Raw genomic sequence first — 25,946 nt, 5'->3', positions numbered from 1 at the left:
CATCGTTTCGTTCATTAATTATAACGCGGCAATTGTTTTTTGACCTGACGGTTATCTTTAACGCTGCCAACCGCCTCATCTCCGCCAAGTGCTTCGTTTAATGTCGTTTTACCTTCTTTGACTTCCAGTCGGCGATTAAAGAGCGCCCGATTGTCGACGGCAGCGACGAGGATAGAGGCAACATCTGTTTCGGAAATCGTGGCTTCCTTGACATCCTTCAAGTCTTCATCGGCCTCAATCAATCCGCGTCCTTCTCCGTCAACGATGTTAACCGGACAAATGATCGTATATGTGAGTCCACTATGTTCAATCTGTTCTTCGGCTGCATTTTTGGCAGCGTAGAACGGATACATCTCTTTTTTAAATTGGTTCGGACGATCAGCACCATAGGCACTGAGGAGGACGAAATGACGAACACGCGCCTTTTTCGCAGCATCAATCGTTTTTAAAGCAACCGTCCGGTCCAGTAACTCGATTTCAGTCGGTTCCCCGTCAACACCGGCTGTCGCTGCACAAATGACAGCGTCTTGACCGGAAACACCCTGTTCGATGACTTTTTCGAGTTCTGTTTCGATATCGACATAGTGCGCTTTAACACCAAGTTTTTCAAATCGTTCCACTAAATGCTGATGGCGGACGATAACCGTGACTTGATGACCTTTAGCGAGCGACTTGACGACACGAGCTCCGATTGTACCTGATGCACCTACAACTAATACTTTCATATGATAGGTCCCTCCTCGATAGTTTAGTCACCTTTACTAATTTCCACTGTTCGAGAAAGAACAAACCCGTTTTGAAAAATTAATCGTTTTTTAATGTCCCATAAAACGTCGTGTCGAGTTTCGCACGCAAGTCCTTCAATTCTTTTTCCTTAGGGAAGTCATAGAAAATACCATTCATCCGCTCACTGACACCTTCGACTTCAAGGTGTTCCCGTTTCGAGAACAACGCGAGCGATAGCCCCGCCGTCATCATCTGACGGACGCTGACATCGAGATTCATTTCTTCCTTCATATACCGGTGTGCGCCGGGAATACTCGACCATCCCGTCGGTTTCATCAAATGTGTCGCCACGGCTTGGATGACTTCCGACTGTCGGTTTGCCCGTGCCACGTCTGTATCCGTTTTACGGTGACGGGAATAGGCTAACGCCATTGCCCCATCCATGTGATATTCTTTTCCTTTTTGGAACGAATACTGATTGGCTTTTCCACTCGCATCTTGTTCCGAGAACGTTCCTGTCGACACTAAATCGACTCCTCCGATTTCATCAATCAATCCGATGAAGCTGTCAAATGAAATGACGATTTTACTGTCAATGTCTTGATCGAGAAGTCCGCTGACTGCACTGCTCGTACAACCTTCGCCGCCGTATGCAAAGGCATGGGTGATCTTATCCTTTTTGCCGTTTTCACAGGCAATCGGCGTATACGTATCACGAGGAATCGACGTCAATTGAATCGTCCGTGAGAGCGGTACGAATTGCATGACGGACAGTGAATCTGATCTCGAACCGCGTAATGATTCTCCCGGCCGGGCGTCACTTCCGATCAGAAGAAACGTAAACGGTTGTGAACTAAAAAGAACGGCTGCAATCAGGACGAGTAATAATAAACCGAACAGCTTTGACTTGAAGCGACGTTTCTTTTTCGGAACAGGCTGTTTTTTCAACCGCTGTTCAGCTTCTGCTTCACGCACCGGCTCTTTCGTTCTGTTGCTCCTTGAAGCACGACGTTGGCTGAAACGATTCAAGGCCATACTCGCCAGTCTTGTTCCTGAACGCACGATGATTCCGGCTCCGGCCTGCAAGCGCTTTGCAGATGGTCTTGATACCTCTTTCCGGGCAGGCGTTCTTTCCGACGGCTCATCTAAATACCGTTGACTGGCAGATTGTTCTCTTTCATGATTTTGATCCATGGATTCGCGGGATGCTTTCCCCTGCTCCATCTTCTCTGATTCACGCAATTCTTCCTGACGTCTGCGCTCTAAACGGGAACGTCCTGAATGAAATTCTTCCATAGGTTACCTCCGTATCAATCTCGGGCTAAGTGTTTTTCCTGTAAAAAGTCATGCATATATGTCCGTTTCGGCTCCCTCATCGAAGCAGCCATCTGATAGACCCATCCTTCCGTCCGGCGTCCATCTGTTCGTTCTCCATAATACGTAGACGTTTCTCCTTCATATTGCGACAACAATTCACGCATCGTGTCGTCATTAGTATACGTATTCCGGTGGAAGACCGCATCCATCGGAAGGCGGGGTTTTTTCCCCGGCTGTTGGTCGGGAATACCGACTGCGACTCCAAATAACGGAACGACATGATCCGGCAAGCCCAACAGTTCACTCACTTTGGCAGCGTCATTTCGTAATGAACCGATATAGACGGTGCCGTATCCTAACGATTCCGCTGCAATGACTAGATTTTGGGCGGCTAAACCGGCATCGACCGCACCGACAATCAAGGCTTCCGTCGTTTCGACCGTCCGGTCCACGGAACCGGATGCGATTTTCGCTGCCAGGATGTGTTTATGATAATCGATACAAAAAACGAAAAAGTAACTGTTCTCAGCGACGTAAGATTGACCGCTCGCTACATCGACCAATTGTCGTTTCAGTGCTTCGTCCTCCACGCCGATGATGGCATAGGCCTGCTGATAAGAAGACGTAGAGGCAGACTGGGCCGAACGGACGAGCGTTTCGACTGTCTCTTGATCTAATTGATGAGGCTTGAATTTACGGATAGACCGGTGGTTAAGTAAATGTTCGATTGTTTCATTCATGAATAATCGCTCCCTTTTTGTTAATGATTCTCTTAACGATAGGCAAACCTTTCCGGAAGTGCAAATGTTAGCTACCCGTGTTCCGAAACAATCATTTTTGAATTCCATGCACTGCCGATTACTTCTTAAAAAAATCGGGAAAAGGATAGAACTACTATTGTGTCTTTTTTGTCGAAGGAGGGCGATCATGAGAATTCGTAAACTGCGTCTTTTACTTGAACAATATGGCGATACGACCCTTCGCGACATCATCGTAGAAATCTATCGTCAACTTCCGAAACAAGTCATCGAAGAAAAAGATCTTGATTTGATGTTATCCCAGTTTGCGAAGTATAAAGGATTACAGAAAGAACAAGATCAACCGACTGTCGAACAGGCGATCGAGCAAACAGAACAATTCATTCAACTCGCATATGATTTACAGTACTTGGAGCCGAATGAGCTGGTCTCCGTCCGCGAACAAAAAAATTGGTACGTGACGGCGAAACGCCTGCTGAAACATTTACGCCATTATATCGGTCGAAAAAACGGAACACGGGTTGCTTTTGAAGAATTCTTTTTTTTACTTTCTTCAGCCGCCGGAGAAGAACCGCTTTTTTTAAGTAACGATCCCTTCCGATTGATTAAGGTCACACAAGTCGAACTGTTCGAAGAACTGGTCGGTTATTACAAACTGGACGCATCGGATCAGACTTGGATGCAACGCGCCATCTATACTGCCGTCAAGGTACCGATCGATGTCGACACGGAACGAAGCGACCTCTTCCTCGCCGTCCTCACACATTGTACGGACGTCAGTGAACGGGAGGCTTATGTTGCCTTATTAAACACGCATGCCAAAAAACTCCGGGCGAAAGTTCGTGTCGATGCGGACATGCTGGTCTTGTATCAAGAAATCCGTTTTGCCGAACTGCATGCGCTGATCGCTTTACGTGAACTCGAACGTGCTGAAACGATGTTGTTTACGGAGTATATTCCTTATTTCTCACATCGTTCGACGCCCTTCCGGTATTATCTTAGTTTGCTTGAACAAGCCGGATTAAAGGATGAACATGATCGGATTGAACGGGTCGGACGACGTAAACATATTCACTTTTAAGCTGAAATCCCTGCAAAAAAAGACGAAACGTTCTTCGGCAAGTCCTGAGAACTAATCGTCTTTTTCTTTAATCTGTCGCATTTACGATTCCTAATCCAACTGTCGCAAGCAAAGCAATGCAGGCGAATAAAAAAGCCATATCGTTTGGAGAGTCGAATCCGTCATATGTCGGTTCCTTTTGATCCGTGATAATCTCATCCATCGTCCCGTAACTGCCGTATGTGGTAGATTGCCGGACTGTCGTTTCTTTTTTTTCAATTTCCTGTGCGTGAACAGGATTCATACCGATCAGGATCAAAAAAAGACCTGTCGCCATCAGTAGTCTCGTCATCTCATCACCACCTGATTATTTACCTTTAATTTCAATTTAATACATTAAAATACCATATTTTTTGTTATACTAAATGCACTGGCTTTCATTTTTTCTGAAAGGACGTGCACGTGTTGAACATTTTATCGTACGACCAATTATCTCATCCACAACGGCGTTTGGTCCATCGCTTACTCCGTACCACTCCGTCTTCCCCGTCATCATTTTCCTACCCACCGATCGAACACCAGCAATGGACGATTTGGCATGAAGATCATGTCCAGGCAACTCTCGGATTTCATGTTTTCGAACATACCGTTCAACTTTTAAATGCTTCCTATACCAATCTACAGGCGTTTCAAATTCTCGCTCACCATGTCCATTTGCAGGCACTCTCGTTTTCTCCCCGTCATATCGATGTCCAAATCATACCGCCGAACGACTTTGGATTCATCACGACCTGGAACGCTTTAGGGTACTCTTTGTCCTGTGAACAATTTCGGCTGATTGGTCTGACGCGTGGCCGACCCGTCTCCGTTCAATTTAAACCACTTTCCTTGCGCAACCGTCAGTTGTTCTTGACGATTCGCAATGACGCAATCCGTTATTCCGACTTTCTTTTCCCTTATGATGCTATCCATCTCGATTATTTAGTCGATCAAGGTGTCCTGCCCTACCTCGTCTACGACAAGAACACTGTTGTTGGAACCCTTCTGATTGAACAGCATAAGCAGGTCGTCCGCCTTTTGGAAATCACGTGTTTACCCCAATTAAAAAACCAGGGATACGGGCGCCGGATTCTCGATACGTTCCAAATGAAATTACATAAGAAAAATATCTTATCTTTTGAAGTGTATTGTTTTTCGACCCATCAAGAAGCTCTTCGCCTGTATCAACCGACAACTTTTTGTGATATTCAAATTTTTTCGAATTGGCACCGTTATTCCTGTGAACCGGTTTCGTTAACTACGTAACCGTTGAACGATTTCCGAGTATTCGCTGAGTATATATTGATCATCCAACGTATTGAAATCGATACCCGCCTGCCGCTTTAAATGGTCGCCGATGACAAATAAACTTTCGTAATAATCCGTTCCCATACTTGTTGCAAGACCCGGTTGATGATTATGAAATGCCAATAAGGCATCCTTTAGAATTTCCTCCTGATTTTGTTCCATCAAAACATCGTCTAGCATCTTCGGGAATTGTTCCGTCTGACGACCGACGATCGCATAAAAAAGCGGAAAATGTTTGGCATATCGAAATGTTGTAACATACCGGGTGTTCTCAATGATGGATTGCAGGCTTTCAAACTTCGCTCGTTGGAGCCGTTCTGCCAGACCGACTGTCGCCGGATGTTGAAACAACGGAAGACTCTGTTCATCCGGTGCCTGCTCATGCGTCAACAACAACACGATGTCCAGGGTATTGATTTCATCCGTTTCAAGAAAACGGTCACTCCGTTGCAATGTCGTTGTGTAGTTTAGGTCCAACCCCGAATCGACGGCAAGTTGAAACAAGACGTGGTCATAGACTGTATACAAGCCTACAGGAAAAGATAACGGCTGTCTGACAAGCGACCGGTGACCTTCGACTGTGATAAGTTGATTCAGATCGAGACCGGATGCAAGCAACTGTCGAAACAGCAGCGCGCCCTGCTCGATTTCCGTCAATTTCATCAGTAAACGGTCCATCTCAATCAACGGCTGTTTCGTCTCAAGAGCTAACGCGAGATGTTTGTCCGATTGAAGCGCGACGGCCCGTCCGACAAAATTCAAAGCTTGCCGCTCCTGTGCTGTCAGCAATTGATTATATGTTTGAAAGGCTTCGTTCTCAAGTGTAAGAAAAGCATTCAGCGCCGGAGCGATGGCTTCGTTTTTAACAAATCTTTTCATAAATTATTGTCCCCCTGCATGATGTCTCTCTTCGTAGTGTACGCAATATTGAATCGTCTTGAAAGGCTCAAAAAAAATCTTGGCAGCTTCTTTATGGAGAAAGAAGCACCAAGATTTTTATTTTTTACTTAACTGGAGATGTGAATTCCGGAATGCTTCATCCTGTTTTCCGGTTTTTTCAACACTGGTTCCAACCGAGCCGCTGTATTCAATCTGTTGTTTAGGCTGAATGAATTCATAAGTAATTGCCGGTTCACCGCGCAAACGTACTTTAATCACTTGACGATGTTGAATGGAAAAAGAAGCCTTCACTTCCAGTAGTGACGTTTTATCGATGTTGTGCTGTGTCTGCAACATCTTCGTCAACTGTTCTTCTGCACTGCGTTGACTACTTTGAAGTTCAGCGTAGGAAATTCCGACAGCAAACGACAATACGCCAATCAAACTTAACGCGAGAATGACCAGTACTTTTTTCAATGACTGACTCACCTCCAGACAAAGTTCTTCCTGCTCTCTTCATCGGTTCGTACGTCCTATTCCTGAAGTCTTTTTGAATCTTCCCCCAAGTTCATTTGCATGTCTAGATGAGGAATTCCGTCCTCTAAATAGACATCGGACGTTTCTTTAAAACCAAAGGAACCGTAAAACCGTTTCAAATGTGCCTGAGCCTGGAGATCAATCAATGATTCCCCTTGCTTCTCGATGTGAGTAATCGCTTCGTTCAACAGTTTTCTTGCTACGCCGTTTGACCGGTAATCCGTTTGGACCGCTACCCGACCGATTGCAACGGCGCCTGACGACTTCCTCGGCAAAATGCGCAGGCAACCAATCAAACGTTCGCCGTCATATGCGAGACCATGCAGGGCATCTTGATCACGGTTATCGAGTTCCGGGTACGGACAATTCTGCTCCACGACAAATATATCTGTTCTTAATTTCAATAATTGATACAAGCTTGTATTATCCAACTCATTGAACCCCATCCACTTTGTCTGATACATACCTGATTCGCTCCTCTTGGCTTCTAAATTCAACCTCTGAACAATCGGGACAACCGGCAGGAATAGATAACGACCGGAATTCCGTTGAACAACGTGTCTTTTTCCCATTGTAACCCATTCGCCCGCGCAACATTTTGCGAAGAATGATTTTCCGGATGAATGATAGAAATGAGACGGTCATGTCCCCGCTCGAATGCTTCGCGCATCAGTCGTTTGGCTGCTTCCCGGCCATATCCCACTTTCCAATGAATCGGCGTCAACCAGTAGCCGACTTCGAGTTCCTCGATTCCATCGACTGTTTGTAAAAGCAGTCCGGCAAATCCAATCGGTTCATTCGTCTCTTTTTTGATTAACAATAAAAATCCGGTTTGCCGCTCATCCTTGTAGCGATCCAGTTGACGCTCAAACCAACTCCGCGCCTTATCCTCGTCTAAGACGACACCGCCGTTGATGTAACGCATGACCTGCTCATTTTGAACAAGGGTTTTATAAAACGTAAAATCCTCTTCTACGAACGGTCGCATTTCCAGTCGTTCACTTTCCATTTAAATCCCCTCTTTCCGGATGACAGTCGTTTCTTTAATTTTCCCTTTTTTACTTTTATTCATTCACAATCCGCTCATTTTTTATAAAAAGAAAACAACATCTACATGTTGATTCGATTACATTCTTCACGAACAGCTTGCTTTTTATCTGTCAACTCTGTATTTTGGGAACAGTATGCTAAACATCAATCACGGAATTAGTGTAAAATATATTTTGAGCGTTTTTTGGCTGAATGGAATTTATGAAAAAGGACTGAGACATGATGACTGAGCAATTATTAGCTGGATTATATGAAGGTATTGCAAAAGAAGCTGTTTTAATTAATGAACCCTTAAAAAACCATACGTACACCAAGATGGGTGGACTGGCAGATTTATTCCTCATCCCGTCGACATACGAAGAAACTGCATTCGCTGTCCGGTATGCCTATGAACATGACCTCCCGTTGACGATGCTTGGAAACGGTTCGAATCTCGTTGTCCGCGACGGCGGTATCCGCGGCATCGTTTTATCCTTTGAAAAATTAACGGATATTTCGGTTGAAGGACATGAACTGATCGCGCAGAGCGGTGCGGCCATCATCCAGGCTTCACGTATCGCCTACGACCACGCCTTAAGCGGTCTTGAGTTTGCCTGCGGTATCCCGGGAACGATTGGCGGCGCACTCATCATGAATGCCGGTGCCTATGGCGGAGAAGTAAAAGACTGCCTCCACAGTGCAACGGTCTTGACACGTAAAGGTGAGCTGTTAAACATCTCACACGAAGAACTTGAGCTCGGGTACCGGACAAGCTGTTTTTCGAAAAAAGAGTACATCATTCTCGAAGGACGTTTTTCATTAACAGAAGGCGACCCTGCTTTAATCAAGGAAATGATGGACGATCTGACGCATAAACGTGAGACGAAACAACCTCTCGAGTATCCTTCATGCGGGAGTGTCTTCAAACGTCCGGAAGGATATTTTGCCGGTAAACTGATTCAAGACAGCGGCTTGCAAGGTGCACGAATCGGTGGCGCGGAAGTGTCACAAAAACACGCTGGTTTCATTGTCAATATCAAGGATGCCACAGCGACCGACTACATCTCGCTCATCCGCCACGTTCAGGAAACCGTCCAGGAAAAGTTCGGTATCTTACTGGAGCCGGAAGTAAAAATCATCGGCGAAGAAGCTTGATTCCTGTTCATCCCATCGAACTAAACAAGGGAGCACCGCGGCATGTTAATTCTGCCCGGGTGCTCCCTTGTTTTTCTTTCCGTCAAAATTCCTGCATTAGATTGCCCAGTTTCCGTCACGCATCAATGGTTCGCGTGTCCCGTCAGACAACTCACCGTCAATCGACATCTGACCTGAACCAATCATGAAATCGACGTGTGTCATTGAATCGTTTGCGCCTTGTGCCGCCAATTCTTCATTTGATAAACTCGGACCGTTTTCGAGACATGTTGAATACGCACGACCGATTGCCAAGTGACACGAAGCATTTTCGTCAAATAACGTATTGTAGAACAAGATACCCGAATCTGAAATCGGTGAGTGGTGAGGTACGAGGGCCACTTCTCCGAGATAACGGGCGCCTTCATCCAATGAGATGAGTTCGTCAAGCGCTGCCTGCCCCTGTTTTGCCTCGGCTTTGACGATTTTTCCGTCTTCAAACCATAATGTGAATTCATCAATCAGATTCCCGCTGTAGCTGAGCGGTTTCGTGCTCGAAACATGACCGTTGACGCCTGTTTTCTTCGGTAACGTAAATACTTCTTCCGTCGGCAGATTGGCGATGAAGTCAACACCATCCGCGTTTGGTCCGCCGCCACCTAACCAGACGTGACGCTCCGGCAGTTCAATCGTCAGTTCCGTTCCGGGTGCTGAATAATGCAACTTGTTGTATTTCTTTTCTGTCAGGAAGGTTGCTTTCGTCCGCAGGTTCGCATCATGTTGCTCCCACGCCGCGACCGGATTGTCCTGATCGACACGTGTCGCCTTCAAGATAGCTTCCCACAGGTCTTCTACAGCGTGTTCCGAGTCTGGGAATACCTTTGCCGCCCAGGCATCTGACGGCGCGGCTATGACGCACCAGCTGACGTTATCGCTCATGACGAACTTACGCCAATTTGCCAATGCCACCCCTGCAGCTTTATTCGCCCGGGCAATCCGGCTGGATTCGACGCCGTTTAATAAGTCAGGATCTTCACTGACAACGGACAGGAAGGCTGTTTTTTCTTCTGCCAACTGATCAAAGCGGGCTTTCAGCCAGTCCGGGAACGCATCAAATGAATCTTCCGGTGCGTCGAAGTAACGGATTTTCGTCATTTCGTCATCTGACCATTGGACGTAGACATTCGAAGCGCCCACCTCGTAGGCAACGCGTGTGATTTCACGGACTAGCGGTGCATTTTCAATCCCCGCCCGAATTTCGAGTTGCTGACCGGCTTGCAGGTTAATTCCTGTACGTACCGCAAGTGCGGCATATTTTTTTAATTGTTCTTGAGTCGGCATTATGTAATCCCCTTTCAACTATTACTCTTATTTTCACGAAATAGTTGCAATTTTGCAAGAAATAAGGTGAAACTAGAGATACAGAAGGAGTGTTGATGATGGAATTTACACCAGGCGATTTTAAATCCGCTTACACCTATTTTCACCGCCAAGCGTTAAACGCGGTCGGAAATGCAAAAGCGCAAGAAGACTTATTGATTCAAGGGGAACTCGGATTAGCCCGATTGACGACAGATCTTGCCTCTGAGGACGGCTCGGATGTCGAACGCGAAGCAGAACTTGTTCTTTACTTCCAGCTCAAGCAGTTGCTCGAGATGTTACGTGCTTTGTACAACAAACGTTTCGAAATGCAACCAGAACAGGAACAACTTTTATTGACGGCCGTTTTGTACTTCACGTCTCCGGTTGATGCCCTGCCCGATGAAAATATTTTAGGCCTGTTCGATGATGCTCAAATCGTCGAAGCCATTTATGAAGAACTAGCAGCAGATGTCGATCGTTTTCAACATCTCGAATAATGACAGACATCAAAAAAGAAGGATCCGATTTTTCATCGAATCCTTCTTTTTTGTTTTTATAACGACGTCCTTAACGATTTTTAAGCTTTTTGTTTGGAAGCGATGTTGATTGTCGCTGCCTGTTCGTTTGACTGTTCTACTTCCAGCTTTGATTTATTAAGCCATGTGTAAACCATCCCCATGAACAATGCTCCGCCGATGATGTTTCCAAGCAATGCCGGAACCAGGTTATGGATCGCACCGGCAAAGGAAATCGCTTCCGGATGCGGAACGACTAAAGCCAGTGAGAACAAGGCCATGTTGGCAATGACGTGATCAAAACCGGAGGCAAAGAACACAGCAACTAAAATCATCATCATCATGATTTGTGCCAGTTCGTTTTTCATATTTTTCGGAATGAAAATCGCTAGACAGACCATCCAGTTACAGAAGATGGCTCGTGTGAAGATCTCCCATGTCGTATGATGAATTTTCGTTTCGGAAACAGCAAACAACCAGTTCTCCATTCCGAGCTCCTGGATAATTCCTGTCTGTGAAAAGAGTAAGGCGAAGGCAAGTCCACCAAGACCGTTTCCGATAAAACATAGTGTCCATACTTTCAATGTATCCATTTTCGAAGTAAAACCACGCATGGTCGACGTCGTGAAATACATGGTGTTTCCGGTAAACAATTCTGCTCCGCCGTAGACGATCAAGACGAGTGCGACACCGAATGTCAATCCACCGACAAGCGTCGTAACCGGTGATTCATTTAAATATAAACCGTTGATTGCTTTGAGTGTAAATATGATGGCAAAACCAATGAATACTCCAGCTAACATCGCTCGAACCAAATATTCCAGCGGACGCATCCGTAGCATTTGTGTCGATTTGACAGCTTTTTTTCTTAACCCTTCTAATGCTTCTACTTCATTCATTGTAGAAACCCCGCTTTCTTTTGTTCAACACTTCACAATGTCTGTTCATTTATTATCATACTTCCATCTTATAAGATGTTCAAGTCATGAATAGACACTATTTAACGTTTTATTAAAAGAGCAGGATGTAAACGATACCATTGTGTCAAGTTTGTGAAAAGTGCCTTTTCTTGGTGAATACAACTAGTTTGAAGGAAGGATTTGCAACGCATCCTCGAATTTTTTAAAGAATACCGACCGTCTGGATTCGACCAGTACATAGTCTTCGACAACGACGCGGTTAAATCTGGTTGCGGAAGAAGTAGCCCGTTCAATATCCCGCGGTGTATAGTCTTCAATCCGTTGTCGGTCCGTCTCAAACGTGACGTCAGAAACTGTGTCGGTGTAACGGATTTGAAGTTCAGATAAATCAGAGACACTTAAAAAAAGTGCTAATGTATGATGCATGATCAGCTTGGATAATCGGCTCTCGAGAAAAGAAGTGCCAGCAGACCGGATTGTCTTTTCATTACTGCCTGTCCAGTCCGCCTGTTCTTTTCCGGCCGGTTCGTATGTCATCTTCACGGACGTCCCCTCTATCGATACAGCAGTCAACGCTTCGGAAAATGGCAACTGCTTAACTAGCTCTTCAATCGCAGCCGTATTGGAAACCGATATCCCGACATGACGCGCAATCACCTGACCATCCTTAAAACGCTCTTCTTCCGGTGGCTGCTGTAAATTCAGAACAAACCATGATCCTGCCGATAATCCGAGTCCAATGCAGAGAATGACCAGTATGATTTTTTTCAAAAAAATGGTCTCCTTTCTGAAAAACAGATGGTTTGATTGTTCTTTTTTCAAAACAGGGGTTGAATTAATCCTCATATCAGCGTACTCTTGCAGGCAGATACTTTATGGAGGAGGAGCATGAGATTACTCATCAATCAACATGAAAACTAAACAGCCCGCAAAGAAAAAACGTACAGAGAAAATCGGTTTCCTCTTGATCGGGACGTTGCTGTACTCGTTGTACATCAGTCTTCTCTTATCGCCGAATGATATCGGATCCGGCGGAATCATGGGAATCACACTTATTGTTCAGGAATTATTCCACACGCCAATCGGCTTGACACAACTGGTCTTGAATATTCCACTTTTTTTACTAGGATTTCGTTTTTTGAGAAAACGTTTTATGTTTTTATCCGGTCTCATCGTCTTGGCTTCATCATTCCTGATTGACTGGATTCCGACTCAAATCGTTCCGGAATCTTTAAATGATCCACTGGTCGCTTCCATTTTTGCCGGACTTGTCTCCGGTTTGGCAATGGCTTTAATCTTCTTTGGCGGCGCCTCGACTGGCGGTCTTGATATTCTTGGAAAGTTCTTTTATGCCCGCTTCCACAATTGGCCGCTTCCGCGTATTTTTTTAATGCAGGATTTAGTCATCTATGTACTTGTCTGGTTCGTGTTTGATTTAAAACATGTCATGTATGCTTTAATCATGAGTTTCGTTCGAGCAAAAGCACTTCAGACAGTATACAGTTTTTACTCTGCTTCTAAACAATGTATCATCATTTGTGAAAAAGCCGATGAAATCAATGATGTCATTACAAAAGAACTTGGGCGCGGTGTAACGATTCTCGATGCCCGCGGCGGATATTCGAAACGAACGAAAAAGATGGTCTATGTCGTTGTTCAGAACAATGAAATTCTTAAGCTTCAGGAAATTGTTTCCTCCGTCGAATCAAATGCCTTTGTTACATTTTCTGAAATTCACACGGTCTTCGGTAACTATAAAGAGCATTCCTATTCTTTTTAATAGCCTTAATTCTGTCGCCGCTACACTCGTTGTAGCGGTTTTTTTGTGTATAATACGCGAATCCAAAGAAAATGTTCCACATTTTTCTGAAGAATCCTTCACTTTTTGGGAAATAGTGGTTAAGCTAATGACATTACGTTTTGTAAAAAAAAGGACGAATTGTATGAATCAATTATGGCGTCACCGCATCATCCTTATTCTAGTCGTCAGCCTGTTTGCCTCGATCCCCCTCCTCTACGCTCTCAGCGGGTATCGTACGATTTCGAAGCTGACGGCAGAGATGCATACACAGGACATTCCAATGATTAAACAAGTGGACCAACTGATAGAGCATAATCGCGACCGGGCGAATGCTGTTCGGGGACTGCTATTATACGAAGATGATCGTTACATCGAACAATACTATTTTTCCACCTCTAAAGTTCATGATTTACGGCGATTACTGAATTCCTCCAATCAGACCCCCGGGGCAGTAAAAGATTTATTGTCACGCAACAATGCGTGGGAAGAAGAGATTCAAGAGGTGTTTACCGTCTACGAAACAGATCATCCGCAACGTGCGAAAAAGTTGGCGAAACAAACGACTCAAACGACTCAAACAATTCTTGAAGATCTGTCGCAGATCAAAGACAAATTATATCGTGATCTGGAGCAAAAACTGGAATTGACTACTGAAATGACGGCAGAATATAAACGGATGTGCTTCAGCTTATCCATTTTAGCTTTTTTGTTAATCGCAACGACCATTATTTTATTTCACCGGTCCAAACCAATTCTCGAAAACAAAACAAACACGTACCGTCCGTAAGAACGATGCGTGTTTGTTTTTGTGATGGAGCAGACTTATGAGGACGCTTTCCCCTCGTTTACATGCTCCATGGCCAGATGGACGAGCGATGAGACATGGTGATCGTCCAACGAGTAGTAGACGACCTTACCTTCTTTTCTATATTTCACCAAACCTTGTTTCAGCAAGGTGCGGAGATGGTGAGAAGCTGTTGCAATCGAGCAATCTACCGAAGCCGAGACATCACAGACGCAAAGTTCCTCTTCTACCGTTAAGGCGTAAGCAATCCGCAGACGCGTGGCATCTGACAGGACTTTGAATAACTTTCCGATATCTGTCGTCGGAATCGTATCGACGACTTGCTCAATCTCTTGCGCACGTACCTGATCAATCGCAATCGTTTCACAACGTGGTGCATCCACAGTCATCACCTCTTTCCCTTTAATTCCACCATCGTTTCAAATGAATTGCAAGGAAATCACTCCAAGACTCCAACGACTGACTCCTTTAAATCCGGTAACTGAACATCGAAAAACAAAACAGGTCTGCTTCCCGTTCATCCAAAGCGGAAAGCAGACCTGTTCATTTGTCACGGTTTCGTCTTGAGACGGCATAAAAGAACCAACCGCCCAAAAAATTTCCGATATCCCATACGATACGATTGGAATCGACGGCACGTACACCGATATCAATCACACCTGTACTTTTCAAACGCTCCTGGTAACGTTTCCGTAAAAAACGGGGTAACGGAAGCGGCAGCAGCATCCGGTAAAAAATGTCCAGATGTGTGTGTCCCCAGATTTCCGTTGCGATGGAACTCGTTTGAATGAGTAAGGAACGTTTATACTGTTGCTGGTATTTATTCTTTAATAAGACCGCCAGTTGATAGGAATAACGATTCGGGAAAGGAAATAGAGCTGCCCCTAAATGATATTTCCCGCGATTTTCGACTCGAATGATTTGCGGTTCGATTTTATATCGAATCCATCGTCCTCGAAATCGAACAGACTGCCATTTCACGACCATCACCTCTAGAAGGATTATACCCTGTCTGAAACGCTCTGACGCACTTGTTCGACGGTCTGTTTAAACTTTTTCGTCGTTCGTTCAATTTCCGGATTGGCAAACAAAGCGGACACCACGGCATATCCATCTACGAGAGAATCAAGTAACGATACATTTGTTTCGCTAATTCCACCGATGCCTACTAACGGGATGCGAACGGCTTTCCTGATTTGCTCTAATGTCACACGTGACATGAATGTCGCATCTTGTTTCGTCGCCGTCGGAAAAAGTGACCCGACTCCTAAATAATCTGCACCGTCCTGCTCTGCTGCCACAGCCTGTTCGACCGTTGAAACGGAAACACCGATCGTCGCCGTCGGTAACAATCGACGTGCTTCCGTTAAAGGAATATCATCTTGACCGATATGCAGGCCCGCTTCGACTAATAAAGCGATATCGATCCGGTCATTGATAATCAACGGAATATTATAACTGGCAGTCAGATCCTTCAGTACAACGGCTGATTCGAGAAAATTCTTACCCGACATCTCTTTTTCCCGTAATTGAACAATCGTTGCACCGCCCTTAATCGTTGCTTCGACAGCATCCTCCAAGGGAAGATGCGGGTGCAGACGTCTATCCGTCACTGCATAAATCAAGTATTCACTGTCCATTCATCTGCACCTCCGGCAAACTTTCCTCTGTCATCAGACTGACCGCATCAAACAATCCGGTCCGAAAACTGCCGATACCAGGACGATTTCCGGCCGTTTCCCCTGCTTTTCCCATGGCGTACGTCCCAAATACAGCTGCGTCGAAATGATCGTATCCTGCTCCCAAAAAAGTCGCAATCAAGGAAGCGGTCATACATCCTGTTCCCGTCACTTGGCCGAGTCGTTTTGTTCCGACGTCCAAATGATGTTGACGGACTCCATCTGTCACAAAATCAACGGGTCCGGTGACGACGATGACTTGTTTCGTCTGGGAAGCGAAGGCGTGAACACTTTGAAGATCGAGTGATTCTCCTTCCGCCACATCGACCCCTTTCGTTCGAGCAGCCTGTCCAAGCAACGTTTTAATTTCCGAAGCATTTCCTTTGATGACCGTAAAGGTGATTTCCTCCATCAGTTGTTTCATAAAATCCGTTCTTAATGTCGTGGCTCCCGCGCCCACCGGATCCAAAATGACCGGTTTCCCCAGCCGGTTAGCCGTTTTCCCTGCTAGCAGCTGTGCTTTGCGCATGTCCGGATTGATGGTTCCTGTATTAATCACGACGGCGTCTGAAAGACCAACCATCTCTTCGACTTCGAGCAGGTCCTCTGCCATGACAGGAGATCCTCCAAGCGCAAGTGTCATATTAGCACAATCATTGATCGTGACGGTATTCGTTAAATGATGAATTAATGGTTTTTTATCATGGATGCGTCGTAGCATGTGTATCCCTCCAAAGTTCATGAAAATGATGTGTCGGTCCAATTCCGTGTCCAAGAGCAAAACCGTGACGAATCGCTTCGGTCACATAACGTTTCGCATAACGGACGCTGTCTTCCAGTGAATGACCAAGAGCCAGGTTGGCAGCGATAGCAGCGGACAACGTACAGCCTGTCCCGTGCGTATGACGGGACTCAATCCGTTCTTGTTCAAAGACAACATACCGTTCGTCCGTATATAAAAGATCAGTGGCGTCTTGCCCTTCCAAATGCCCGCCCTTGAGCAACACAGCTCCTGTTTGTCGTTCAATCAGCTTGACCGCTGCTTGCTTCATATCAGCAAGTGAATGGACGGTTCCACCGATCATCCGCTCGATTTCAGGAATATTCGGTGTCACAAGGGTCGCAAGTGGTAACAGCTGTTCGAGCAATGCCTGTTCCGCATTCGGTTGTAACAAAGCATGGCCACCTTTTGCGACCATGACCGGATCAAGAACAATCGGCAGAGGATACTTTTCCAGTTGTCGGGCAATCACTTGAATCGTTTCCTGATTAGAAACCATTCCAATCTTGACGGCATCGACACGGATATCTGAAAAAATCGAGGTTAACTGTGCCTCCACAAGTTCGGGAGAGACGTCTTCAACCGCTTGAACACCCAATGTATTTTGTGCCGTAATCGCCGTGATGACACTCATGCCATATACACCAAGTGCTGAAAATGTTTTTAAATCCGCCTGAATTCCCGCTCCGCCACCGGAGTCGGATCCGGCGATCGTTAATACGTGTTTCATTCCAATTCCTCACTTTCCCGTGAGCAAATAAGGAGAAAACGGACAACAAAAAGCGCCGTCCGCTGTAAAAAAGCAGACGACGCCATGAATAACCAGGTTCACCGGTTAAAGTAATCATGTCTTCGATCTCAACTTTCCTACGCTGGTATTATCCAGTTCAGGTGACAGGGTCGAAAACAGAATGGTTTTCCTCTCAGCCGGACTCCTCCAGCTCCCCTAGTTGCTCGTAATTTAAATTCTTTTTCACTGTATCACAGCACCATCAAAAAAACGAGCCGAAGCTCGTTTTTACAAGTATCCAAGTGGATTAACCGTGTTAGCAGGTCCTGACGCGCTATATTGATATCCACCAATATGCAGTTCAAAGTGCAAATGCGGTCCTGTCGAATTACCCGTACTCCCAAGAGTACCAAGCCTTTGACCTTGAGTGACCGTTTGACCTGCTGAAACCGATAACGAATTCATATGACCGTACACCGTTGTATACACTTGACCGTCAAGGAAATGGGAAATCATGACGTGATTCCCGTAAGGTCCGCCGCTTCCGGCCGTAATGACTGTTCCGGAAGCCGCCGCACGAATTGGCGATCCGACAGGTCCGCTGAAATCGACACCGTTATGGAAAGTATAACCGTTCGCTCCACTGGCCGGTCCGAATCCTTGTGAGACACCACCCGAAGCCGGACGAACAAACTTCGCCGATCCGGTCGGTCCACTGCTGACAGGAGTCGGAACAACCGTTGATTCACTTGATTCAGGCTTTGATTTTGCTGCTTCTTTTGCTGCTTTTGCTGCTTTTTCCGCTGCTGCCTTTTCGGCCGCCGCTTTTTCTGCTGCTGCTTTCGCTGCTGCTTTTGCTGCCGCAATCGCTCTTTCTTGAGCCTCTAAAGTCGCTTGTAATTCTTTTGCATTTAACAGTTTAGTCGTGAACTTTGTTTTCCCTTTACGTAATTTATTCAGGGTCGCGCTCCGTTCTTTCATCTGTTGTTTTAATTGTTTCTTTTGAATGAGCAATGATTTTTTTTCTTGAACACGCTCTTCTTTTTTAGTGATGAGGTTCTTTTTCATTTCCGCCAGCTTTTCCTGTGTTTCCAAATAAGCAGAAATCATTTTATCATCTTGTTCGGCGATTTTTTTACCAGCCATGACACGGCTGAATAAATCCCCCAGGTCTTTCGAACCAAAAATGACTTCTTCCCATTTGATCGAATTACCGTCGTTTTCTTGAAGTACACGTAACCGGTCTCCGAGCAACTCTTCTTGACGTGTGAGCATGATTTCATAGCGGACGATTTCCGCTTCCAGATCTTCAATCTGAAGGTTTAGTTGTTTAATCTGCTTATTTTTTTCGGAAATCCGGAAAATATTTTCATTAATCGCTGCATCAATTTTATTGATTTCGCGTTGTTCCGCCGATATTTTGGCTTCTTGCTTTTTAATGGCTTTTTCCAATCGACGCTGTTCTGTCGCATTTTGAGATTTCTTTTCTTTAATCGTTGCAGCATGACCAGAAGTCGGCGCAGTTGATACGAGCAACACTCCTAACAATACCGTTGACAACAATTTTTTTAACATGTCTCATTTCCTCACTTATGTATGATTTCTTATTTGAAAAGTAGTTAATTCAAAGTATTTATGTCTGAGATTGATTATAGCATCGTAGTAGTTTCAGTAAAATTTCATTTATGTTTCAAGTGAAAGCGTTTTTTTGTAATATAACATTTTTCATTTTGATCAAGACACACAAAAAAAAGCGATTGCCATAGCAATCGCTTTTTCCGTAATTATAACATCGACATTGGATTTACAGAATTCGCCGGTCCTGAAGCACTGTAGCTGTAACCACCTACATGAATTTCAAAGTGTAAGTGCGGGCCTGTTGAATTCCCTGTGCTGCCAAGGGCACCGATTTGTTGTCCTTGACTGACACGTTGTCCAGCATGTGCATTTAATGAACTCATATGCGCGTAAACCGTTGTATATGTTTTTCCATTTAATTGGTGTGCGATCATGACATGATTACCGTACGGACCACCACTTGATGCAGTGATAACCGTTCCTGTTGCTGCTGCAACAATCGGCGTACCGACCGGCGCTCCGAAATCAATTCCATTGTGGAAAGAATAACCGTTCGAACCGCTTGCTGAACCATATCCTTGTGTGATTGATCCACTTGTCGGGTGAATAAACATAGAAGAAGATGATGGAGCAGGTGTTGGTGCTGCCGGTTCCGGTGTTGGTGCCGGTGCTGCTTTCGGCACAGTCACAGATGGCGTAGATTGTTTCGTCGACGTAGCAGGTGTTGACGATTTTTGTTCCGCTTTGGCTGCTGCTTTAGCAGCGGCTGCTTCTGCCGCCTGTTGTTCAGCTGCTGCTTTTTGAGCCGCTGCTGCTTGTGCTGCCTGTGCTTCTGCACGTGCTTTTGCTTCACGTGCCGCTTGCGCTTGACGCTCTTTTTCGATTCGTGCTTCACGTTCGCGAGCTGCTTTTTCAGCTGCAATTGCTTGCTCTTGCGCGATCAAAATTTGTTGTACTTCTTTTGCATCCATCAACTGAGTTTCAAATTTCTTTTTCTGTTTCCGGAGTTCTTTTAAGCGTTTGTTACGTTCTTTGAGCTGTTGCTCAAGTTCCGCTTGTTGACGTTTCAACTCTTGTTTCTCCGTCACAAGTTTTGCTTTTTTATCTTTTAATTCTTGTTGAGCAGCTGCTAATTTTTTTTGTGTGTTTTGATAATCGGTAATCATTTTATCATCTTGTTGTGAGATGGATTTCCCCGCTAAAACGCGGCTGACCAGATCCCCGACATCTTTTGATCCAAAAATGACTTCTTCCCATTTAATGGAGTTCCCATCATTTTCTTGCATGACACGAAGACGGTCACCAAGCAGTTTTTCTTGGCGTTTTAATTTCGCTTTGTACTTTTCGATCTGCTTTCCAAGTTCAACGATTTCTGCTTCAGTTGCTTTGATCTGACGGTCTTTTGTTTCAACTGCAAACATTTTTTCGTTTAATGCTTCGTCCAAGCGGTTAACTTCTTGCTGAGTCTTGGAAATTTTTTGTCCTTCTTGATTAACGGACGATTCTAAGTTTTTTTGTGTTTTGGCATTTTCTTGTTGCTTCTGTTCGTTTTTAGCTTTTTGTTCACTTAAGTCATCTGCTGCTACGAAGTGAGGAGTCGATGAAAGAATAAGTGCCGAAACGATGAGCGACGCGAACGTTTTTTTCATGTAGTATTCCCTCTTTTTCTGTGTAGTTTATATAAGTAATCGAATGATAATATTTAAATTTAGTAATACTTTTTAAAAATTATAAGAACGTTTTTGATTATAGCATTCATTTTCCTTGTATTATATTTCAGTGAGATGTCATTTTGGATAAGTTCTCTTTTCGCTCCTATCCAGACACCCCAACCGGATCTTCTTCATTGCGTGTTGGAAAAGAGTTTGACACACTATGACTATCGAAGTAAAGGAGGAACTGTTATGTATTTAGATCATACCGGCATCGCTGTTCGGGATATGCAGGAAGCGATTACGTTTTATACGACCGTTTTAGGAGGAACGTTAATTCGTGAGTACAGCAATCCGACACCGGGGGTTGCGTCTAATATTGCTGTCATTGAATTTGAAGATGCGCATATTGAATTGTTGACTCCGACAAGTCCGGAAAGTCCGATTGCCCGCTTTTTAAAACAACGGGGAAAAGGCGTTCATCATATTGCCTATCGTGTTGATGATTTGGACCAAGCCATTTTGGAAGCAAAACAACGGGGAATTACATTTTTAGAGGACACCTACCGTCAAACTCCGCTCGGCCGACGATTAATCTATATGGACCCCCGTCATTCGCATGGGGTCATTACGGAACTTTGTGATTATCCGAAAAACTAAAAAATGAGCGTCCGCTGATCGAAGTCAGCGGGCGCTCATTTTCACTTTAAGCAGTTATCCTAATTTAGCTAGCATTTCGCGATTAAATGCCGGAATATCATCCGGTTGACGGCTCGACACGAAGTTGTCATCGACGACTACTTCCTTGTCTTCATACGACACTCCCGCATTCTCTAAATCGATTCGAATCGATTTATATCCTGTCATTTTGCGTCCCTTGACGATTTTCGCGTTAATCATCAATTGTGGACCGTGACAGATTGAGAAGATTGGCTTTTTAGATGTATCAAACTCTTCCGTAAATGTGACGAAACGATCGTCTTCACGGAGTAAGTCCGGAGAAAAACCGCCTGGAATCAATAGTGCGTCAAAGTCTGAAGAAGATGTTTCATCAATCGTTACATCGACTGTTACTTTTGCTTCTTCTTGTTTCCCGACGAGTTCTGCATCTTTTTCTGTTCCGATGACTGTTACTTCATGACCCGCTTCTTTTAACGCATCGACAGGACCTGTAAACTCGACATCTTCAAAATGATCAGCAAGCACGACTGCTACTTTTTTACCCATTGTTGCTCATCCCCCAAATTAAAGTTTTTGTTACTTGTCCATTCCCCGGTCTCGCGGTGAAACCGGATCGTCCGGCATCTCGTCTTTTCCTTTTAATACTTCTTCCTGTTGTTCGGGTGAAAGCTCACGTTCCTTGTCCGTCAAACGTTTTCGTTCGTCTTCAAACTGTTCGTTTGGTCGTTCCGTTTCTTTTGGAGCCATCTGCTTCCCCTCCTTCAACGAGGATAAAATTTTAGTTGTCTAAAGAATCCACGACTTTTACTGACAAATCCACATCGATGTTGCCGCGTGTTGCTTTTGAATACGGGCAGAACTGATGCGTTTTTTCCAGCAAGTCCTGTGCTTCTTCTTCTGTTACGCCAACTACTTCGACAACAAGTTTAGCAGCAATTTTGACGCCGCCTGCTTCTTCGTCTTCAAGTAAGCTGACTTCAGAATTCGTACGTGTCTCAACACGTTTTTTATCTTGGCGAGCCATCAGGTTGAATGCCCCGTCAAAGCATGCAGCGTATCCTGCTGCGAATAATTGTTCTGGATTTGAAGTAGGAATATCTTCTTTGCCTTTCGTACCTGGCATGACAAGATCTAAATTAATTACGTTATCGTCAGAGGCGACCTTTCCATCGCGTCCCCCTACTGCAGTTGCACGTGAAGTAAGAATTGTTTTCGTCATGAATAAGAACCCCTTTATCCGCTAATTTTAGTAGCTTGTTTCGGCCACATAAACTGTATTACCACTGTCTCGACAAGAATAAACAATGAAAGGTGTTCTTTTTCACAAAAAAAGACTACACCGAAGTGTAGTCTTCCGTCTTACATTCAAACGATTTCTTCCGTCACCGGTTCTTTTTCCGGTAACTGTAGATAAATCGATTTAACTTGATGATTGTCGACTTCCATGACTTTGACCGTATGGTTTTTATAACGGAATTCCTGACCGCTCGATACTTCCGTATCCTGTGCCATGACCCAGCCGCCAATTGTATCAATGTCTTCTTCTTCAATTCCGAGATTAAACCGTTCGTTCAAGTCGTCAATCAAGACACGACCTGAAATCCGGTACAAGCGCTCATGAATCTGTTCGATGTCCGCTTTTTCATCTTTATCAAACTCATCGCGAATTTCACCGACGATTTCCTCCAGGATATCTTCCATCGTGATGACGCCGGCTGTTCCACCGTACTCATCGATGACAAGCGCCATCGGTGTACGTTCGACCTGCATCTTCAGCATCGCGTCTTGTAACGGAGAATATTCCGATACAATCGGCAGGTTGTGCACATAGAAGCTCAGTGCTTTCCCTTTGTTCGCCATATGATCCGTGAACAATTGTTTCGCATTGATAAATCCTAAGATTTTATCTTTGTCGCCTTCTTCTGCAACCGGATACCGGGTGAACTGGTATTCTTCAACAAGGGCAATGATGTCCTCCATCGATGCATCGTTTGAGATCGTAATCAGATCCGTCCGCGGCAACATGATATCTTTCGCGATCCGTTCATCAAACGAAAAGATGTTTTGCATGTACGACAACTCAGTTTGATTGATTTCACCGCTTTTGTAGCTTTGTGTCATGATGATTTTGATTTCTTCTTCCGAGTGAGCGTCTTCATGACCAACGGGTTCGACACCAAACAGGCGCAAGAAGACCCGTGCTGAGCCGTTGAGCAGCCAAATGACGGGTTTCATTACTTTCCCGAACCAATAAAGCGGCGGGGCAAGCAACATCGTAATAGCTTCCGTTTTTTGAATCGCCAGTGATTTCGGTGCCAGTTCTCCGAGGACGACGTGTAAAAATGTCACGACGGAAAAGGCTAACGTAAAGGAAACGACCGTCGAGACGGATTCCGGAAGTGCAATCTCCTTGAATACCATCGCGAGAATCGCACCGACCGTCGATTCGCCTAACCAACCCAGTCCAAGGGCCGTCACGGTAATCCCGAGCTGACAGGCAGATAAATAATAATCCAGGTTGTCTAATAATTTTTTCGCCGTCTTCGCGGTTTTACTGCCTTCTGTAATCAATTGATCGATTCGGGACATTCTCATTTTGACAACTGAAAATTCTGCTGCGACAAAAAAAGCGGTCAGCACAATTAAAAGTGCAATAATCAAAAGCCGAATGATAATCGTTGTTGTATCGAATGTCTCCACTGCGTGTGTACTGTCCAATCGTTTCCCCAAACTAAGGGGATTCACCTCCATTTAAATTAAGCCGATCAGCTTCTCATCGGTCTTCTCCACCAAAAAGAAGCTTGTTTTTAATGAACAAGCTTCTCTACTTTTTCATATTCATACTATAACGGAACTCTCGGAAAATGTGTACTTGCAGATAATCTTTCTTTTCCCTTACACGACATACAGGATGAATACGACAATCATTAACAGCATGGCGATCCCTTTTAATAAGGCACTCGACAGAATGCCCAACACAGTCCCGATTCCGATTGAAACAGAATCCTTCCATGTTTTCTTACTGATGATTTTTTCCGTTAAAATCGCAAAGACGAACGGGAAAATCAACAATCCAATCCCAGGCAGGATAAAGGGACCGGCAATCAAACCGACGGTCGTCGCGATTTTTGCGGCCTGTGAACCGCCGCGTCGATCAACGGTATAAGAGCTGACCAAATAATCTAACGTAAATAACAGGATAACGAAGATAGCTTGAATGACCCAGAAACTGACGGTCAACTCGGTAAAACCGAATCCAAATCCATAAATCAAAAATCCAATGATGAGTAACGGTGCACTTGGAATGACAGGATAGACAAGTCCTGCGAACGCAGCCAAAAAACAGACTGCAATCAAACTCCATAATATGATAGTCATGCCAATCTCCTACTTTCTGCTGTTCTTTCTTCTCTTGATTACGTTAAAAAGCTGCGACTGGTTTCATGAAAGTGCCCTTTTTTGAGCCTGCTCCAAATGTTGACGGTCCCAGTCGTTTAATGCCGACCAGTCGACCTCCGAGCAGACAAATGGAATGAACCGGTCAATGCTCGCTCTATGTTCCGGTAAAGCATTCCGTTTCATGATTTCAAGTGACTCAAGCATCGTCGAAAGGACTGAAATATCCTCTTCGCCGTAATGCCGCAGTTGATAAAACGTCAAGTACAACAGTTCAGAAAACGCGAGCCGCTTGACTGTCACCGACCCTTCCCCGTTGACCAGGAGATTACCGTCCGGAAGCATGGTGTACCGTCTGAATAAATCACCGATTTGCCGCATCGCATGGCGTGCTGTATTCGGGTCATTGATACCGGGTGAAATCGCCCGAAGTGCCACCTCAGACAGCTTTTGAATCACAAACGTAAAATCTTGTTCTGCCGAACGCGTTGGGCCGACAAGAATTCCTTGTTCCACGTTCTCTTTTTCGGCACTGCCGATCCGTTGTCCTTGCGTGACGTAACTTCCGATCGTCACCTCAATCGCGACGCGTTCACCTGACTTCATCAGTAATTCATAATCAATTGCCTGTAAATAACCGGTTTGCAGAGCGGTAAGTCCGAATGAATACGTCGACCGGTTTTCCGGCACCAATTGATACTGACCTCCGTTTATCGCTTCCACATGCTCTTCAATCAGCGTACAGCCTTCTTCATGTAAACGATCGAGTAGCGTCGTGACCCGAATCGATTGACTGACGATATGCACGAATGCGACAAAGGCAATGACCGCGATTAACACAACGATAACGGCGACGGCAGAAGCGACGACACTATCTTTCAATGACGGTCGCATGAAGAACAACATCGTAATCGAATACGTGACGGTTCCGATAAAAATCCCGAAAATATGTTGAACTTGTCGATTTTCAATAAAGTTCGGTAAGGTACGGGGAGAAAATTGTGAGGAATAGGTTGTCAGGACGACCAAAATCGTCGAGAACGTAAATGTCATCATCGTTAATAATCCGGTAAAGACTGCACTGTGAATGGTCTGAGCCAAACCGAGTGTTGTTTTCCAGTCATTCGGAAACAGTTCTTTTGCACACAAATCCACCATCAGAACAACCGCCGTCAACACTGCTCCGCCTACCCCATAAAGGAGCGGCCACCACCAATTCGTTTCCCGGTAAACCAATTTCAGCTTTTGCACATTCCATC

General features: G+C 44.9%; 31 protein-coding genes and 1 riboswitch. Of the genes, 7 read left to right on the top strand and 24 right to left on the bottom strand.

The features are described 5' to 3' along the window. Positions 1-14 precede the first annotated feature (14 nt). From KNP91_RS12775 to nfsA, 3 genes are all read right to left on the bottom strand, one after another. A complete protein-coding gene (locus tag KNP91_RS12775; protein WP_012369467.1) occupies positions 15-725 on the bottom strand; it encodes an SDR family oxidoreductase in 711 nt (236 codons plus the stop codon). A 79-nt stretch (positions 726-804) separates the two neighbouring features. After that, complete coding sequence (locus KNP91_RS12770; protein ID WP_214850326.1) at positions 805-2,022, bottom strand: LCP family protein; 1,218 nt, start codon at positions 2,020-2,022, stop codon at positions 805-807. Positions 2,023-2,036: 14 nt separating this feature from the next. Continuing rightward, positions 2,037-2,783 carry an oxygen-insensitive NADPH nitroreductase gene (gene nfsA / locus KNP91_RS12765; RefSeq protein ID WP_214850324.1) on the bottom strand — a complete coding sequence of 249 codons (747 nt, stop codon included), beginning with the start codon at positions 2,781-2,783 and terminating at the stop codon, positions 2,037-2,039. A 187-nt stretch (positions 2,784-2,970) separates the two neighbouring features. Between nfsA and KNP91_RS12760 the strand changes: the two genes are divergently transcribed. Further along, on the top strand, positions 2,971-3,882 hold the full coding sequence (locus KNP91_RS12760) for a hypothetical protein (protein ID WP_214850322.1): 912 nt from the start codon (positions 2,971-2,973) through the stop codon (positions 3,880-3,882). Positions 3,883-3,949: 67 nt separating this feature from the next. Here KNP91_RS12760 and KNP91_RS12755 read toward each other — a convergent pair whose 3' ends face one another. Next, positions 3,950-4,213: a hypothetical protein gene (locus KNP91_RS12755; RefSeq protein WP_012369463.1), complete on the bottom strand. Its 264-nt coding sequence runs from the start codon at positions 4,211-4,213 to the stop codon at positions 3,950-3,952. A gap of 110 nt (positions 4,214-4,323) precedes the next feature. Here KNP91_RS12755 and KNP91_RS12750 point away from each other — a divergent pair, with 110 nt between their 5' ends. After that, positions 4,324-5,166, top strand: coding sequence for a GNAT family N-acetyltransferase (locus KNP91_RS12750; protein WP_214850320.1), 843 nt, complete (start codon positions 4,324-4,326; stop codon positions 5,164-5,166). Here the strand turns inward: KNP91_RS12750 and KNP91_RS12745 are convergent. The 4 genes from KNP91_RS12745 to KNP91_RS12730 all read right to left on the bottom strand — a co-directional run bounded on the left by KNP91_RS12745 (position 5,155) and on the right by KNP91_RS12730 (position 7,633). Then, complete coding sequence (locus KNP91_RS12745) at positions 5,155-6,087, bottom strand: hypothetical protein (protein WP_214767326.1); 933 nt, start codon at positions 6,085-6,087, stop codon at positions 5,155-5,157. The genes KNP91_RS12750 and KNP91_RS12745 overlap by 12 nt on opposite strands. A gap of 117 nt (positions 6,088-6,204) precedes the next feature. Next, positions 6,205-6,564 (bottom strand): hypothetical protein, encoded by a 360-nt coding sequence (locus KNP91_RS12740; RefSeq protein WP_012369460.1) that lies wholly within the window; start codon positions 6,562-6,564, stop codon positions 6,205-6,207. A gap of 56 nt (positions 6,565-6,620) precedes the next feature. After that, a complete protein-coding gene (locus KNP91_RS12735; RefSeq protein WP_214767324.1) occupies positions 6,621-7,088 on the bottom strand; it encodes a GNAT family N-acetyltransferase in 468 nt (155 codons plus the stop codon). Between the two features lie 29 nt (positions 7,089-7,117). Then, positions 7,118-7,633, bottom strand: coding sequence for a GNAT family N-acetyltransferase (locus KNP91_RS12730; RefSeq protein ID WP_012369458.1), 516 nt, complete (start codon positions 7,631-7,633; stop codon positions 7,118-7,120). Positions 7,634-7,893: 260 nt separating this feature from the next. Between KNP91_RS12730 and murB the strand changes: the two genes are divergently transcribed. Further along, positions 7,894-8,808 carry a UDP-N-acetylmuramate dehydrogenase gene (gene murB / locus KNP91_RS12725; RefSeq protein WP_012369457.1) on the top strand — a complete coding sequence of 305 codons (915 nt, stop codon included), beginning with the start codon at positions 7,894-7,896 and terminating at the stop codon, positions 8,806-8,808. Positions 8,809-8,904: 96 nt separating this feature from the next. On the opposite strand, the gene KNP91_RS12720 is transcribed toward murB, so the two are convergent. Then, positions 8,905-10,128, bottom strand: coding sequence for an aminopeptidase (locus KNP91_RS12720; RefSeq protein WP_214767320.1), 1,224 nt, complete (start codon positions 10,126-10,128; stop codon positions 8,905-8,907). 98 nt (positions 10,129-10,226) lie between these two features. On the opposite strand from KNP91_RS12720, the gene KNP91_RS12715 reads away from it, so the two are divergent. Then, complete coding sequence (locus KNP91_RS12715; protein ID WP_148206662.1) at positions 10,227-10,646, top strand: DUF1232 domain-containing protein; 420 nt, start codon at positions 10,227-10,229, stop codon at positions 10,644-10,646. A gap of 80 nt (positions 10,647-10,726) precedes the next feature. Here KNP91_RS12715 and KNP91_RS12710 read toward each other — a convergent pair whose 3' ends face one another. Together KNP91_RS12710 and KNP91_RS12705 are read right to left on the bottom strand one after the other, a co-directional pair. After that, positions 10,727-11,563: a formate/nitrite transporter family protein gene (locus KNP91_RS12710; protein ID WP_012369453.1), complete on the bottom strand. Its 837-nt coding sequence runs from the start codon at positions 11,561-11,563 to the stop codon at positions 10,727-10,729. A gap of 183 nt (positions 11,564-11,746) precedes the next feature. Then, complete coding sequence (locus tag KNP91_RS12705) at positions 11,747-12,355, bottom strand: hypothetical protein (protein WP_012369452.1); 609 nt, start codon at positions 12,353-12,355, stop codon at positions 11,747-11,749. A 139-nt stretch (positions 12,356-12,494) separates the two neighbouring features. Between KNP91_RS12705 and KNP91_RS12700 the strand changes: the two genes are divergently transcribed. Further along, positions 12,495-13,364 (top strand): YitT family protein, encoded by an 870-nt coding sequence (locus KNP91_RS12700; protein ID WP_214767316.1) that lies wholly within the window; start codon positions 12,495-12,497, stop codon positions 13,362-13,364. A 163-nt stretch (positions 13,365-13,527) separates the two neighbouring features. Then, positions 13,528-14,172, top strand: a complete 645-nt coding sequence (locus KNP91_RS12695; protein ID WP_214767314.1) for a CHASE3 domain-containing protein — start codon at positions 13,528-13,530, stop codon at positions 14,170-14,172. Positions 14,173-14,207: 35 nt separating this feature from the next. On the opposite strand, the gene KNP91_RS12690 is transcribed toward KNP91_RS12695, so the two are convergent. The 7 genes from KNP91_RS12690 to KNP91_RS12660 form a co-directional block, all read right to left on the bottom strand. Then, on the bottom strand, positions 14,208-14,573 hold the full coding sequence (locus KNP91_RS12690) for an ArsR/SmtB family transcription factor (RefSeq protein WP_214767312.1): 366 nt from the start codon (positions 14,571-14,573) through the stop codon (positions 14,208-14,210). Between the two features lie 160 nt (positions 14,574-14,733). Next, positions 14,734-15,177 carry a hypothetical protein gene (locus KNP91_RS12685; RefSeq protein ID WP_251136039.1) on the bottom strand — a complete coding sequence of 148 codons (444 nt, stop codon included), beginning with the start codon at positions 15,175-15,177 and terminating at the stop codon, positions 14,734-14,736. Positions 15,178-15,191: 14 nt separating this feature from the next. Continuing rightward, on the bottom strand, positions 15,192-15,830 hold the full coding sequence (gene thiE, locus KNP91_RS12680; RefSeq protein WP_012369447.1) for a thiamine phosphate synthase: 639 nt from the start codon (positions 15,828-15,830) through the stop codon (positions 15,192-15,194). Next, entirely contained in the window at positions 15,820-16,590 is a 771-nt protein-coding gene (thiM, locus tag KNP91_RS12675) for a hydroxyethylthiazole kinase (protein WP_214767308.1), read from the bottom strand. The genes thiE and thiM overlap by 11 nt, the downstream gene beginning before the upstream one ends. Then, positions 16,571-17,380, bottom strand: a complete 810-nt coding sequence (gene thiD, locus KNP91_RS12670) for a bifunctional hydroxymethylpyrimidine kinase/phosphomethylpyrimidine kinase (protein ID WP_214767306.1) — start codon at positions 17,378-17,380, stop codon at positions 16,571-16,573. The genes thiM and thiD overlap by 20 nt, the downstream gene beginning before the upstream one ends. 117 nt (positions 17,381-17,497) lie before the next feature. After that, positions 17,498-17,608: riboswitch (TPP riboswitch) on the bottom strand. 60 nt (positions 17,609-17,668) lie between these two features. Further along, positions 17,669-18,955, bottom strand: coding sequence for a murein hydrolase activator EnvC family protein (locus KNP91_RS12665; protein WP_214850318.1), 1,287 nt, complete (start codon positions 18,953-18,955; stop codon positions 17,669-17,671). A 209-nt stretch (positions 18,956-19,164) separates the two neighbouring features. Next, positions 19,165-20,607: a murein hydrolase activator EnvC family protein gene (locus KNP91_RS12660; protein ID WP_214767304.1), complete on the bottom strand. Its 1,443-nt coding sequence runs from the start codon at positions 20,605-20,607 to the stop codon at positions 19,165-19,167. 255 nt (positions 20,608-20,862) lie between these two features. Between KNP91_RS12660 and KNP91_RS12655 the strand changes: the two genes are divergently transcribed. Continuing rightward, entirely contained in the window at positions 20,863-21,270 is a 408-nt protein-coding gene (locus tag KNP91_RS12655; protein WP_214850316.1) for a VOC family protein, read from the top strand. Between the two features lie 54 nt (positions 21,271-21,324). On the opposite strand, the gene KNP91_RS12650 is transcribed toward KNP91_RS12655, so the two are convergent. The 6 genes from KNP91_RS12650 to KNP91_RS12625 form a co-directional block, all read right to left on the bottom strand. Further along, a complete protein-coding gene (locus KNP91_RS12650) occupies positions 21,325-21,837 on the bottom strand; it encodes a type 1 glutamine amidotransferase domain-containing protein (protein ID WP_214850314.1) in 513 nt (170 codons plus the stop codon). Between the two features lie 30 nt (positions 21,838-21,867). Continuing rightward, on the bottom strand, positions 21,868-22,038 hold the full coding sequence (locus KNP91_RS12645) for a hypothetical protein (RefSeq protein ID WP_012369440.1): 171 nt from the start codon (positions 22,036-22,038) through the stop codon (positions 21,868-21,870). Positions 22,039-22,069: 31 nt separating this feature from the next. Then, positions 22,070-22,510, bottom strand: coding sequence for an Ohr family peroxiredoxin (locus KNP91_RS12640; protein ID WP_012369439.1), 441 nt, complete (start codon positions 22,508-22,510; stop codon positions 22,070-22,072). 146 nt (positions 22,511-22,656) lie between these two features. Beyond that, positions 22,657-24,042, bottom strand: coding sequence for a hemolysin family protein (locus KNP91_RS12635; protein ID WP_012369438.1), 1,386 nt, complete (start codon positions 24,040-24,042; stop codon positions 22,657-22,659). Positions 24,043-24,186: 144 nt separating this feature from the next. Beyond that, complete coding sequence (locus KNP91_RS12630; RefSeq protein ID WP_214767302.1) at positions 24,187-24,669, bottom strand: DUF456 domain-containing protein; 483 nt, start codon at positions 24,667-24,669, stop codon at positions 24,187-24,189. A gap of 63 nt (positions 24,670-24,732) precedes the next feature. Further along, positions 24,733-25,938 carry a DUF2254 domain-containing protein gene (locus KNP91_RS12625; protein WP_214850312.1) on the bottom strand — a complete coding sequence of 402 codons (1,206 nt, stop codon included), beginning with the start codon at positions 25,936-25,938 and terminating at the stop codon, positions 24,733-24,735. Positions 25,939-25,946 lie beyond the last annotated feature (8 nt).

The organism is Exiguobacterium sp. s138, assembly GCF_018618775.1.
Lineage (GTDB): Bacteria > Bacillota > Bacilli > Exiguobacteriales > Exiguobacteriaceae > Exiguobacterium_A > Exiguobacterium_A artemiae.
This window is presented reverse-complemented; position numbering and strand designations above follow the sequence as displayed.

What these genes read in the sequence shown, in the direction of transcription:
- nfsA (WP_214850324.1), bottom strand. Translation starts at nt 2,783, where the DNA reads ATGAATGAAACAATCGAACATTTACTTAACCACCGGTCTATCCGTAAA.
- KNP91_RS12630 (WP_214767302.1), bottom strand. Translation starts at nt 24,669, where the DNA reads ATGACTATCATATTATGGAGTTTGATTGCAGTCTGTTTTTTGGCTGCG.
- KNP91_RS12665 (WP_214850318.1), bottom strand. Translation starts at nt 18,955, where the DNA reads ATGTTAAAAAAATTGTTGTCAACGGTATTGTTAGGAGTGTTGCTCGTA.
- KNP91_RS12775 (WP_012369467.1), bottom strand. Translation starts at nt 725, where the DNA reads ATGAAAGTATTAGTTGTAGGTGCATCAGGTACAATCGGAGCTCGTGTC.
- KNP91_RS12720 (WP_214767320.1), bottom strand. Translation starts at nt 10,128, where the DNA reads ATGCCGACTCAAGAACAATTAAAAAAATATGCCGCACTTGCGGTACGT.
- KNP91_RS12650 (WP_214850314.1), bottom strand. Translation starts at nt 21,837, where the DNA reads ATGGGTAAAAAAGTAGCAGTCGTGCTTGCTGATCATTTTGAAGATGTC.
- KNP91_RS12660 (WP_214767304.1), bottom strand. Translation starts at nt 20,607, where the DNA reads ATGAAAAAAACGTTCGCGTCGCTCATCGTTTCGGCACTTATTCTTTCA.
- KNP91_RS12645 (WP_012369440.1), bottom strand. Translation starts at nt 22,038, where the DNA reads ATGGCTCCAAAAGAAACGGAACGACCAAACGAACAGTTTGAAGACGAA.
- KNP91_RS12710 (WP_012369453.1), bottom strand. Translation starts at nt 11,563, where the DNA reads ATGAATGAAGTAGAAGCATTAGAAGGGTTAAGAAAAAAAGCTGTCAAA.
- KNP91_RS12745 (WP_214767326.1), bottom strand. Translation starts at nt 6,087, where the DNA reads ATGAAAAGATTTGTTAAAAACGAAGCCATCGCTCCGGCGCTGAATGCT.
- KNP91_RS12640 (WP_012369439.1), bottom strand. Translation starts at nt 22,510, where the DNA reads ATGACGAAAACAATTCTTACTTCACGTGCAACTGCAGTAGGGGGACGC.
- KNP91_RS12760 (WP_214850322.1), top strand. Translation starts at nt 2,971, where the DNA reads ATGAGAATTCGTAAACTGCGTCTTTTACTTGAACAATATGGCGATACG.
- thiE (WP_012369447.1), bottom strand. Translation starts at nt 15,830, where the DNA reads ATGGACAGTGAATACTTGATTTATGCAGTGACGGATAGACGTCTGCAC.
- murB (WP_012369457.1), top strand. Translation starts at nt 7,894, where the DNA reads ATGATGACTGAGCAATTATTAGCTGGATTATATGAAGGTATTGCAAAA.
- KNP91_RS12685 (WP_251136039.1), bottom strand. Translation starts at nt 15,177, where the DNA reads ATGGTCGTGAAATGGCAGTCTGTTCGATTTCGAGGACGATGGATTCGA.
- KNP91_RS12735 (WP_214767324.1), bottom strand. Translation starts at nt 7,088, where the DNA reads ATGTATCAGACAAAGTGGATGGGGTTCAATGAGTTGGATAATACAAGC.
- thiD (WP_214767306.1), bottom strand. Translation starts at nt 17,380, where the DNA reads ATGAAACACGTATTAACGATCGCCGGATCCGACTCCGGTGGCGGAGCG.
- KNP91_RS12655 (WP_214850316.1), top strand. Translation starts at nt 20,863, where the DNA reads ATGTATTTAGATCATACCGGCATCGCTGTTCGGGATATGCAGGAAGCG.
- KNP91_RS12770 (WP_214850326.1), bottom strand. Translation starts at nt 2,022, where the DNA reads ATGGAAGAATTTCATTCAGGACGTTCCCGTTTAGAGCGCAGACGTCAG.
- KNP91_RS12695 (WP_214767314.1), top strand. Translation starts at nt 13,528, where the DNA reads ATGAATCAATTATGGCGTCACCGCATCATCCTTATTCTAGTCGTCAGC.
- KNP91_RS12635 (WP_012369438.1), bottom strand. Translation starts at nt 24,042, where the DNA reads ATGGAGGTGAATCCCCTTAGTTTGGGGAAACGATTGGACAGTACACAC.
- KNP91_RS12755 (WP_012369463.1), bottom strand. Translation starts at nt 4,213, where the DNA reads ATGACGAGACTACTGATGGCGACAGGTCTTTTTTTGATCCTGATCGGT.
- KNP91_RS12730 (WP_012369458.1), bottom strand. Translation starts at nt 7,633, where the DNA reads ATGGAAAGTGAACGACTGGAAATGCGACCGTTCGTAGAAGAGGATTTT.
- KNP91_RS12715 (WP_148206662.1), top strand. Translation starts at nt 10,227, where the DNA reads ATGGAATTTACACCAGGCGATTTTAAATCCGCTTACACCTATTTTCAC.
- KNP91_RS12700 (WP_214767316.1), top strand. Translation starts at nt 12,495, where the DNA reads ATGAAAACTAAACAGCCCGCAAAGAAAAAACGTACAGAGAAAATCGGT.
- thiM (WP_214767308.1), bottom strand. Translation starts at nt 16,590, where the DNA reads ATGCTACGACGCATCCATGATAAAAAACCATTAATTCATCATTTAACG.